This window comes from Silvanigrella sp. (assembly GCF_044369315.1).
GTDB lineage: Bacteria > Bdellovibrionota_B > Oligoflexia > Silvanigrellales > Silvanigrellaceae > Silvanigrella.
The window spans coordinates 1-11,667 of the sequence record NZ_JBIPMD010000089.1 but is presented as its reverse complement, the minus strand read 5'-3'; the positions used below and the strand labels follow the sequence as shown (position 1 = coordinate 11,667).

The 11,667-nt window shown below is 29.4% G+C and carries 11 protein-coding genes; 6 read left to right on the top strand and 5 right to left on the bottom strand.

Annotated elements, in window-relative coordinates:
* The 3 genes from ACIQ56_RS08910 to trmB form a co-directional block, all read right to left on the bottom strand.
* A partial coding sequence (locus ACIQ56_RS08910) for an epoxyqueuosine reductase (RefSeq protein ID WP_397600720.1) occupies positions 1–669 on the bottom strand: 669 nt, incomplete at its 3' end.
* On the bottom strand, positions 666–1,586 hold the full coding sequence (locus ACIQ56_RS08905; protein WP_397600719.1) for a cation diffusion facilitator family transporter: 921 nt from the start codon (positions 1,584–1,586) through the stop codon (positions 666–668). The genes ACIQ56_RS08910 and ACIQ56_RS08905, both read right to left, overlap by 4 nt.
* Before the next feature lie 21 nt (positions 1,587–1,607).
* Positions 1,608–2,309, bottom strand: coding sequence for a tRNA (guanosine(46)-N7)-methyltransferase TrmB (gene trmB, locus ACIQ56_RS08900; protein ID WP_397600718.1), 702 nt, complete (start codon positions 2,307–2,309; stop codon positions 1,608–1,610).
* 123 nt (positions 2,310–2,432) lie between these two features.
* On the opposite strand from trmB, the gene ACIQ56_RS08895 reads away from it, so the two are divergent.
* Positions 2,433–3,365, top strand: coding sequence for an OmpA family protein (locus ACIQ56_RS08895; RefSeq protein ID WP_397600717.1), 933 nt, complete (start codon positions 2,433–2,435; stop codon positions 3,363–3,365).
* A 12-nt stretch (positions 3,366–3,377) separates the two neighbouring features.
* On the opposite strand, the gene ACIQ56_RS08890 is transcribed toward ACIQ56_RS08895, so the two are convergent.
* A complete protein-coding gene (locus ACIQ56_RS08890) occupies positions 3,378–4,292 on the bottom strand; it encodes a hypothetical protein (protein ID WP_397600716.1) in 915 nt (304 codons plus the stop codon).
* A gap of 110 nt (positions 4,293–4,402) precedes the next feature.
* Here ACIQ56_RS08890 and ACIQ56_RS08885 point away from each other — a divergent pair, with 110 nt between their 5' ends.
* From ACIQ56_RS08885 to ACIQ56_RS08865, 5 genes are read left to right on the top strand one after another with little or no spacing between them, the layout of a single operon-like run.
* Positions 4,403–5,155 (top strand): ABC transporter ATP-binding protein, encoded by a 753-nt coding sequence (locus tag ACIQ56_RS08885; RefSeq protein ID WP_397600715.1) that lies wholly within the window; start codon positions 4,403–4,405, stop codon positions 5,153–5,155.
* A 49-nt stretch (positions 5,156–5,204) separates the two neighbouring features.
* Entirely contained in the window at positions 5,205–8,009 is a 2,805-nt protein-coding gene (locus ACIQ56_RS08880; RefSeq protein ID WP_397600714.1) for a hypothetical protein, read from the top strand.
* A gap of 60 nt (positions 8,010–8,069) precedes the next feature.
* Positions 8,070–9,017: an archaetidylserine decarboxylase gene (gene asd, locus ACIQ56_RS08875; protein ID WP_397600713.1), complete on the top strand. Its 948-nt coding sequence runs from the start codon at positions 8,070–8,072 to the stop codon at positions 9,015–9,017.
* Positions 9,004–9,993, top strand: a complete 990-nt coding sequence (locus tag ACIQ56_RS08870) for a GNAT family N-acetyltransferase (RefSeq protein WP_397600712.1) — start codon at positions 9,004–9,006, stop codon at positions 9,991–9,993. Before asd ends, ACIQ56_RS08870 begins: the two co-directional genes overlap by 14 nt.
* A gap of 40 nt (positions 9,994–10,033) precedes the next feature.
* Positions 10,034–10,501 (top strand): acyl-CoA thioesterase, encoded by a 468-nt coding sequence (locus ACIQ56_RS08865; protein ID WP_397600711.1) that lies wholly within the window; start codon positions 10,034–10,036, stop codon positions 10,499–10,501.
* Positions 10,502–10,509: 8 nt separating this feature from the next.
* On the opposite strand, the gene ACIQ56_RS08860 is transcribed toward ACIQ56_RS08865, so the two are convergent.
* Positions 10,510–11,547, bottom strand: a complete 1,038-nt coding sequence (locus ACIQ56_RS08860) for a hypothetical protein (protein WP_397600710.1) — start codon at positions 11,545–11,547, stop codon at positions 10,510–10,512.
* Positions 11,548–11,667: the final 120 nt, after the last annotated feature.

The window sequence follows — 11,667 nt, the reverse complement described above, 5'->3', positions numbered from 1 at the left end:
ATCTAAACATTTTCTACAATCGCCACAATCTAGATTCCCTATTGGATTAATTTTATTTTGATTTAATTCAGTAATTTCTTCTAAAGGAAGATCTGTTAATAAAGTAGCAATAAAAAAAAAGCTACCCATTCCCGGCCTTATCAACATTGTATTTTTTCCAATAAATCCTAAAAAAGCTTCACGTGCATGCGCTCTATCAAAGAAAGGAATGGAATCAACAACAGCTCTGTATTGAAATTGAATATTTAAATAATTTTGTAGATTCTTTGCTATATTATTTAAATTATTTTTCAAAGTTTTATGATAATCTTTACCATAAACATATCGAGAAATTAACTTTTTTGAAATAATAGATTCTTCAGTTATCAAATTATTATGTTTATTAAAATTTTTATTTTTACTATTTCTTGTTCTATGCCCTGTTGCATAAGGAAACAAGAAAATGATTGCATTTTTTACATTAGGAAGAATTAAATTTGGATTAGCCCTTGCTTCAAAATTATTCTCTAAAAAAGACATTTCAGCATGTGCGTTCTCTGAAAGCCATAATTTAAATGCAGGAATATCTTTATCTAATATTTTTGAATGATTTTTTTCAAATGAAAATACAGCTGATGCAAAAGCACCATTTTTTTTTAATAAACCGGATATTTCATTCTTTAATTTCATGAGCTCATTCTTACACTACTTGGATCAGCATGAACAATAACATCTCCATCAAACTCAAGTTCAAGTGAATCTTCTATTTTTTCAATTATAATGTGAACCTCATTAAAAGATAATTCATCTGGTAAAGTTACATGAAAATCAAAAAAATATTTATATCCACTTTTTCTTCCTCTAAAACGATGAACATCTAAAACTCTAGAGTCCGTTTCTTTTATTATGTTTTTAGCTTTTATTTTGATTTCGTCAGAAATATCATGATCCATTAATTCATTTATACTTGTTTTTACAAGTCCAAATGCACCATAAATGACATACAAAGAAAAAACCAAAGCAATTATTGGATCTAATATTGGATTGCCAAATAAAATAACAATAAAAATGGCAATTCCACTAGCAATATTTGTGACCAAATCCACTTTATAGTGTTCAGAGTCAGCTAACAAAGCTGGACTATTTAATTTATCACCATTTTTTTTTAACATTTTTGTTACGTAATAGCTTACCATGCCAGCAAAAACAAAAAAGGCTACCTGTCTCCAATCAGCATGAAAATCTAAAGTAACATTTCCTTTTAGACTATCGTATATTTGTCTAGCACTTGAAGCAATAATTCCAATAGCACCACCAATAATCAAACAACCTTGACCTAAAGCAGCGATACTTTCTACACGGCCATGCCCATAAGGGTGATTATTATCGGGATCTAAACGAGAGAATTTTACTATTTTTCGATTTACCAAACTGACAAGCATATCCATTGTGCTATCCCATGCGGATAAAGCAACAACCATTGACCCCGTAAGTAAAAATAAAATGAGTTTTCCCAAAGCTAATACAGCAGCGCAAAGTGCCGCTGTAAGCGCGGCTCTTTGCGCTATTTTTGAATCTAAAGAATCTTTAGAATGCTCTATTTGCATAAAAACACTTCTTTCTAACTATTATTCTTTAATGTAAACTCTTTGATAAAAGGGAACACCTTTGCTTGTAAATAATTTTTGAAAAGCAGTTTCATATGGCCCACCTAATATATCTCTTGGCTGTGGCAAAGGCTCTCCATTTGCATCATCATCAGGAACAAAACTTGATTCTAACATTAATTTATTTGTTTCTATAAAATATTGCTCATGATCTGTTTTAAACCAAAAAAATCCTTTTGTAGCTAATTTTTGATATAAATTAACAATAAACTCTTTTTTTAATAATCTATTTTTTTCATGTCTATCTTTAGGCCAAGGATCTGGGAAAAAAACACAAACACCATTTAAACTTTTATCAGGAATCAATTCACTTAAAAAAGCTCTGCCATCACATATTGCAATTTTTCCATTATCTATATTTAATCTTTTTAATTTGCGCGCTGCTTTTACAACTCTTTTATAAGTAATATCTATTCCCAAAATATTTAATTGCTTATTTTGCGATGCAATTTCAAGAACATTTTTACCCATATAACATCCAATTTCTAGGACCAGTGGTTTAGTTGTATCTTTAAATAGCGTCGATATTTTTTCATTTAATTCGTTTTGAGTAAATAAATACTCGGATAAATGAATTGCTTCTTTTAGATAAGGATTCTCATGTCTATCAGGAGCGTTCTCACCTTTTCTTAAGTTATCAATAATTGTTCCAACTTTTCTCATTTATAAGAATCTTTCTCTTATTTTCAATAATTTGACAAAATAAATTCTTGCCCAGCCTTACCAACGCAGGTTGCCGAAAAGGGAAGAAGGAATCAAGGCAAATTTTAATTCTTTAGGAAAAATATGAGCTTGAAGCGAAACAATAAAAAATGGAATGTAAGAAGAGCGATCTCTTATTTTCCAGTTATTTTATTGTTATTTCCTAATTATGGCTATTCTTATAAATTTCCAGATTCCATTCCATATACACCCTATTCATCTAAAAGTACCTATTTTCACAAATCATATCCTGAACAAGAATGTACGCCTAAGGGCATGGACACGCAGACATTAAGGTTAGAGTTCTCCCAAAGAACAAAAATAATAAACGAATTTAGGGTTGGTTGGAATTATTATTCTTCATCTGAAATACCTAATTATTTAAAGCCCACGATTGGAGGAGAAATACAAGTAGCCCGCTGTTTACCTCCTGGTAAATGGGCATTTTTAGGAAAAGGAAATGTAATTGGAATTAATGGCAATATTGTTGAAGCCCTAATTAAAGGCTATGAATACAAAGCATCTTCTGCAGGTAAAATACCTATTGATTTCGTAGATACAGGGAATATGTATTGGCGCCCCATGGCGGGAGATGTCATATTTCCTGTAGAAAAAATAATAAATAAAAAACTCACAGTTAGTCCAAAAATTGAATTGTCATTTCAGGATTTATTTATAAGCGTAGATTTAAATCAATATTCTTATGAATTATCAAAACAAGGAGAAGAAATATTAAAAGATAAATTTGAAAAATTCAAAAATTTAAATGGAAAAATGCTAATAGAAGGCTTTATACTAACATCAGGAAATCGAGAAGAATTACGTATAGAAAGTTTAATGAGAGCTCAATCTGTTTCTAAGTATCTTGCGAATACTTTTAATATAAATGAAAATCAAATTATTTCTATTGGATATGTAAATGATTGGATTCAATCAGGAATGCAACCCGTTAAAAGCTGGCCAAATAAAGAAATGACTCATGGTATTGTTTTACGAATGATACCAGAATCGAATTAAAAATAAAATAAATTAACGCATTCTATTTAATACATCTTTACTCTTAATAGTACCTACTTGTGGAATTCCAATCGCTTGTTTAACAGTAAGTTCTTTAATTCCACCTAAATCATCTGCCTTTTTTTGGATATCAATATTAAAATCTGAAATTGTATATAATTTACAATTTTCTAAAAAGAAAAATCCTTCATGAAAGGAAACAACTTTTCTATCAAGTTTGCCGCATAATACTTTTGCAGATGGAAGACCTGCTTTAATTTCTGTTTCAGGAATTACCATAACAGATTCATCACTTTTCTTTTTTACAATAATGGGTTCACCGGTTGGAAATCTATTTAAAATTCGAGGCTGCAAAGAAAAAATAGGCTTACTTTTATCAGTAAATAAAGAAATATCATTAAAATTTTTAAACAATCTTTTTTTGCAAGAATCTATAAAATAATAATTTATACTATCTGTTGTAACAACCCATTTTTCGTATTTTTGGCAAATAGAATGAAATAAGCCATCAGAGTTTCTTGTATAATCATTATAATAATCATCAGAAGTATAATTATTTCCAATAGACATCATTGCATATACATTAGCAGATAATGAAACAATAGATTTTCTTTGATCTTGAATAAGATTATTTGAAACTTCAGGATCATTAATTAACATTAAGTTACAGTTTTTTACATAATAAATAAGATCTACATAAGTAACTACCTTATGATTTAATATTTTACATGCTTCTTGTTTCGTTTTTATATTAGAAATTAATTTTTCGTTATTATTCAAATTTACTAATGACTTTTTCTCATTTATTGCTTCATCTTCATCAGCATGAACCTGAAAAACAAATAAATTTAATAATAATATAAAACTAATATAATAAAAAATTTTAAATTTACGACTCATTTTTTTTAAACTTATAAAGTAATACAAAAATATTCACCAATCTTTTTTAAGTCTGCCAATTCATTTAGCAAATGTTATTGCAAAAAATTTCGATTCCATTTAAAATATTCAAGCTCATGCTAATAATAGGAGGTTAAGTGCAAGCATCAAGTATCGTATCATTGCATGAAATCCATCACTCTTTTTTACAGAATAAACCTGTACTAAACGAGTTAAACCTTGAAATACAAAAAGGAGAATCACTTACTATTCTTGGGCCTGGAGGCTCTGGAAAAAGTACTCTTTTAAAGGTTATATTAGGTATCATAAAACCGCAATCAGGTTCTGTTCATGTCCTTGGCAAAACGATAAATACTCTTAAGAATGACGAAAGGTCCAAACTTTTCAAAAAGATGGGTATGGCTTTTCAACAAGGAGCTCTTTTTGATTTTATGACTGTAAGAGAAAATATCCTTTTTGCAATGGAAAATATGACAGATTTCAATAAAGAAGAACGTGAAGCAAAAGTAAAAAGCTTTTTAGATCAAGTTTTACTGAGCTATGCTGCCGATAAAATTCCAAGCGAATTATCTGGAGGGATGCGAAGAAGAGTTGGTTTTATTAGGGCTTTAGTTACAAACCCTGAACTGGCTTTATTAGACGAACCAACAGCGGGTTTAGATCCCGTAACAACTACAATTGTTATTGATATGATTCATAAAATTGGAAATAATATCGGAACAACCATGATCAGTGTTACTTCTAATATTGATGTTGCCTTTCGTTTTGCACCAAATGTAGCTATTTTAAAAGATGGAAAAATAATTGGAAAAGGCACAAAAGAACAATTATTAGAAATGAATGATCCCTGGATAACAAATTTCTTGACTATCAGAAAACATAATTTTTAGAGCGAAATTTAAAATTATATTTTTTTGTTAATTAAATAAAGAAAGAAACATGAAAAAAGATTTGGAATATCTCACATGCTATGGAGTAAGAACACATAATTTAAAAAATATTAATTTAAAAATCCCTTTAAAAAAATGGATTTCTATAACTGGTGTCTCTGGAAGTGGTAAAAGTAGCTTTGCTTTTGATACCATTTACTCGGAGTCACAACGCCGTTTTTTAGAAACTTTGGGTACATATGAAAGACAATTTTTACAAGGATTACCTCAAGGAGAATTTGATGATATTGAAAACATACCTGCTGCAATTGCATTAAAACAATCAAATAAAACCGGTGATCCAAGAAGTGTTATTGCTACAGCATCAGATGTTGCAGAACCACTTCGTACTTTATTTATATCTTTAATGGAACCCTCCTGCACGACATGCGGATCACCTGTTAAAATGAGTAAAGCAGAAGAATTAACTCAATTTTTAAGTGATCCAGATAAAAAAAAATCAAATGAAAACTATTTGATTTCTGTACCATTTGTAATAATGAACAAAAAAGTAGCTCAAGACTTACTTGTAGAAGGCTATTCAAGAATTTTAATTGACAAAAATATTGTAATTATAGAAGACTTTTTAAGTAACTTAAAAAATCATGTTTTTCCATTAAACATAGAAATTGTTTTAGATAGAATTTCTAGTGCATTAGAAATTACGGAAATAGAAAACCGTGTTGAAACCATTTGGTCACAAGTGAAATTTTCTCCTAAATTTTCTTTTATTAATCTCAATAAGCTAGATAAATCTAACGTTATTTCTCAATTTAGTAAAAATTATCATGTACAACCTTTTTGTAATAAATGCCAAAGTCAAACAAATATCATTCAATCAAAAGATCTGGATTGGCAATCTGTTTTAGGAGCTTGTAAAGCATGTAATGGATTAGGCAACATTCCTGTTTTAGATGAAAATAAAATTATTCCAAACCAAAAACTATCATTAATTTCTGGAGCAATTAAACCATGGACATCGGATACTTTTTCTTGGATGCAAGAAGAACTTTTACGAGCTTGCAAAAAAAGAGGGGTTAAAATTCAAGACCCCTACGAAAGCTTATCTAAAGAAACAAAAGAATGGATTTGGAAGGGTGAGCATTCAAACAATAAAAAACAAAAAAATGATTTTGTTTCTATTCATGAATTTTTTGATGTTTTAGAACAAGAAAAATATAAGAGTACTTCGAGAATATTACTCGCAAAATATAGAAAGTATATTTTATGTCCCGAATGTGAGGGCGCTCGAATAGGAAAGTCTGGAAAAAATGCCATATGTTTTGGTAAAACATATTATAATATATTTCAGTCAGAAATAAAAGAAACTCTGGATTGGCTTATCAAATTAAAAAAAGAAAAAAAATTTGAAAAATTAATTGACTCTATTCCTGAAATTTATAACGAAGCTTTAAAAAAAATCTCTTTATTAAATAAACTTGGTTTAGGCTCCGCACAATTATTTCGAAGATGCAAAACATTATCGGGAGGAGAGTACCAAAGAGTTTTGCTTACAAGAGTAATTGGAAATGGTTTAACCGATGCTCTTTATGTATTAGATGAGCCCAGTATTGGTTTAGGTAAAAATGAAATTCCAACTTTAATTTCCTGTATCCAAGAATTAAGAGATCTTGGAAATACAATTATTATGGTAGAACACGATAAAGATCTCATTTCCGCTTCCGATGAAATATTTGAATTTGGACCTGGCGGAGGGAATGAAGGAGGAAATTTACTACCTATCATAAATAAAACTCCAGCATCTTTTAAAACAAAATTTAATATTGAAAATAATCAAGTTACAAAAAAAGAAATAAAAAATGAAAGAATTTTTAATTCTGATGAATCAATTTATTTAAAAAACTTTAACGCATTAAATTGTAACTCTGTTAACTTAGAAATATTACTTAAAAAATTAAATGTTTTAACAGGCCCAAGCGGTGCAGGAAAATCAACAATAATTCATTTCGGACTTGAGTCGGCTTTAGAAAAATTAAACAGTCATAACTTAACATCAAATAACACCCCTGATTATGACTCAAAAATTGGGACTTGGGAAAATATCATTACTCCAAAAGATTTTTTTTCTGGAACAGATTTAATTAGTGTAGAGCAAAAAGCATTACATAGAACATCTTCAAGCGTTCCAGCAACTATACTTGGCTTAATGGATCTTTTAAGAAAAAACTTTGCATCTACAAAAGAAGCAAAATCTTTGGGATTTAATTTATCTGATTTCTCATTTAATGGTTCTGGTGGTTGTGAAACTTGCAATGGAAAAGGTATAATTCAAGAAGATTTATTTTTTCTTGGCGAGGTTGAAAAAACCTGCCCTGAATGTAACGGAACAAGATATCGCAATGATGTTTTACAAGTGAAATGGCTTGGAAAAAATATTTATGAATGGCTTTCAACAAGCCTGAATGAATGTAAAATAAAATTAGGGAAACTTCCTGGCTTTGGAAAACCCATTGCACTTTGCTGTCAACTTGGCCTAGGACATATTCCTTTAGGAATGCCTACAACCTCGATGTCTGGAGGAGAAGCTCAGAGGCTAAGAATATGCGCAGCACTTTCTAAATCTTCTAAGAAAATATTTTGTATACTTGATGAACCAACAAGAGGACTTTCAGAAAAAGATATTGGAGATCTTTTAGAATCTTTAATTCAACTTTGCACGGAAGGCCACACGTTTGTTATAGTTGAGCATCATGAATTATTTCAAAATCAGGCACACCATTTGATCAAAATCGGACCTGGAAGTGGAGCTCAGGGTGGGAAAATTGTAGAAAGGTTATTGTCGATTGCTAAATGACAAATAGCATGAGTATTATAATCCGTGTTATTAAAATAAAGTTATTCAGGGAAAAATAAAATGTTAAAATCAATTTTAGGAAACACCACTAAACAAATTAATGTAATTAAAAGAATGAGCGGTGAAAAATTTGTGGAGAAAATTTATGGCGAAGACGCCATGAAAGTCTTTTATGGGAGTGCCGCTGGAGCTGCCTTCACAGAAAAATTTCTTACAAATAAATGGATAAGTAATATTTATGGTGCTTATAATGACTCTGGAGCAAGCAAACATAAGATTGAAGAATTTGTTAACTTAATGGGAATTAATGTTTCTGAATCCGAAAAAGATATATCAGAATATAATTCTTTTAACGATTTTTTTGCTAGAAAACTGCACCCAAGAGCAAGGCCTATTAATAGAGTAGCGACAGGAGTAAATTCACCTGGCGACGGTCGTTTGCTTGTTTTTCCTAAAATTACTGATTCCACATTATCTTATGTTAAATGGGCGCCCATAAAACTGATAGAACTTTTTAATGGCAATGAAAGCCTCGCAGAAAGATATAAAAATGGATCATGTGGAATATTAAGATTATGTCCTTCAGATTATCATCGTTTTCATTTTCCTGTATCAGGAAAAGCAGGTATCACCAAAACAGTGCCAGGTCTGTTACATTCAGTGAATCCCTATGCATTAGAACATAAAATTTCTGTTTATTGTTTAAATAAAAGAACTATTTGTGAACTTGATTCTGATAATTTTGGAAAAGTGTTACTTATGGAAGTAGGAGCCTTGTTTGTTGGAACGATTGTTCAAACTTATAGACCTGGAATGCAAGTAGAAAAAGGGGACGAAAAAGGTTTCTTTAAATTTGGCGGCAGCACTTGTATTTTCTTTTTTGAACATGGAATAATGAAATTTGATGAAGATCTTATTCAGGCTTCAAATGAAGGTTTTGAAACTCTTGTCCATATAGGCGAAAAAATAGGTACATTATCAGAAGGAAAAGTGGATGCAGAACGCTGATGTAAAACATCAAATAGTTCGTGACTTAAACTTTAGCTTTAATGATCTTGAATTTTTAACAAACGCCTGCTTCCAAACGAAAAATTATTTAAGCAATTTTCCCCAAGTATTCAAAGAAGAGCTTAGGGATTTTTTATTTTTAATAAAATATAATAATAAAGTAGCATCATTTTGTTCTCTGTTTCCATTTTCATTCCAGTTAAATGGCGAAAGAATAAGTGCGTATTGCATTGGAAGCGTTTGCACAGATCCTAAATTAAGAAAATTAGGATTAGCAATGAAAACAATTCAATTAGCCGAAAAAAAGGCGATTGAAAACGCGGCTGATTTCATTTTTTTATTTGCCGACAATAATAAACTTTATAATAAATTAAACTATATTTCTTCTGGAAAAACTTTTTTAGCACAAATAAGTTCTAGTTTAGTTAATAAAACATCCTTAAATAACTACAGATCACTAATTAATAAATGCAATGATATAAAATCAGAAACTTTAAAATTAAATGTAATTGCAAAAAATAACTTAAAAGATCTTTTAAATATTGAAAAATCAAAAATATGGCAATTTATTGTATGTCATGCCCCATTTTCTGAGTGCATTTTATCCTATCTAGAATTTTGTGATATATTAAAAATCAAAAATATGAAAATGTATTATATTACAGAAAATCAAGACATAATGGGTGTTTGTTTTTATAACAAGGGAGATGATTTTCAAAATGTAATACATTCTTCCTATTATAAAGATAGAAAATATGCATTAATGTTAATTCAAAATATATTTGAAGAAAACAAAGAAAAAGATATCTTATTTTTCCCAGGCACCTATTTTTCAAGCTTCGAAGATATTTTTGAATATGTTTATATTCCTTCTATGTCAATAAAAAGTTTAAATGAGAAAAAATTTCCTATCCACGCCCTAGATAATTTATGCAGTAAAAATTCAATATTTGTAAGTAGTTTACAAGGCACTTAATCTCATATTATTATAAAATAAATACTATGAGAGGTATAATATGGAAGAAAAAATTGAAAATGACACGTCCATCCAAATGATTGTCTTAATGACACCAGATATGGTGAATTTTTCAGGCAAAGTTCATGGTGGTGCCATCTTAAAACTTCTTGACCAGGTTGCTTATGTTTGCGCCTCTCGATATGCAGGAAATTATGTAGTTACACTTTCTGTTGATCAAGTTTTTTTTAGACATCCTATTCATGTTGGAGAATTGGTATCTTTTTTTGCAAATATCAATTATACAGGCAAATCATCGATGGAAGTAGGAATTAAAGTAATATCAGAAGATACAAAAACCAGAGCTACAAATCATGTATTATCCAGTTACTTTACTATGGTCGCCGTCGATGAGCACTCAAAATCAGTAAGCATTCCAGAATTAAGCGTGACCACAGAAAAGCAAATAGAAAGAAGAGAAGCCGCCCTGAAAAGAAAATTACTTAGAGAGCAAATTTGGAAAAAATAATACGAATATTATTCTTTCTTTATAGTTACTTTAAACACTTGATAACTATTTAATTTTTGCTCTGCTTCCGATGTTGCAAAAATAATTTTTACAACTTCAATTCTATTTTCGTCAAGCGTATTTGGGAGTTCTCCATCAATTCTTAGATCATTTGCATCTATCTTTAAATTTTTTCCCGTAGTAATTGTATATGTTTTGGTTGCTTTTTTAAAAATGGAGTCAATTGAATTATAATTATCTTGTACTTTATTTCCCTTAACAATAATATATTTATTTGCCGGAATCGTAGATATTAAATTTAAATGTCCTGAATAAAGAATAATTTTATCATCAATATCAAAATCAATTTTAAAAGGATTTTCACTAGCTGAATTATAACTCACTTCTTTATAATCTGAAGCTTCAATTATTTTTATATTATTATTAGGATCTATTTCTGGTTTAAATATTTTACTACTTGTAAATTCATTCCATTTTTTATTTAAATCAAATTTTTTATTTAACTCAGATAAATATATTTTGATTATTGGATTTGTACTAAAGTCTTCTGGGTTTATTATCATTTTTGAATAAAGTATGTCCTGAGCACCAGCTGAATTTGTTACTTTATGAAATTCAAGATTTTCCTCAGAAGCATTTTTTGATAAAATATAAGACGTTGGTCTTAAAGTATATTCAACTTCAGCATTTTCTTTATTTAAATATTTTATACCTGTTACTGTTAATTTACAAGTTGAATTTCCTTGTTTAACAATTAAATTTGAACTTATTTTATCTTTAGAAAGCAGCCAAGACTCATTTTCTTTTCTACCTATACAGTCAGCACCATATAATCCTTTTATAGAAAAGGTATCTTGATTCATATTTTTAAAATTGCTTTGATTTCCTAAATTATTATCTATTACAGCCCAATCAATTGATGTTTCAACATTTTTATTAGATTCTTGCTGAGAATTATTAGAGTTTGTATTTCCTTTACACCCCATGATGAAAGGAGATATCATAAAAATAGGGCATGCTAATTTTAAAATTACAGAGTATTTCATTAAAAAAACCTCGAAATATATTTAATGCCAGTTAAGAGTTGAGAAAAGCATTCTGAGGATTGAAGAAATAGCTCCAATTTGTTAGTTAATTGTTGCTTAAAACAAAGTAACAAAGGAGCT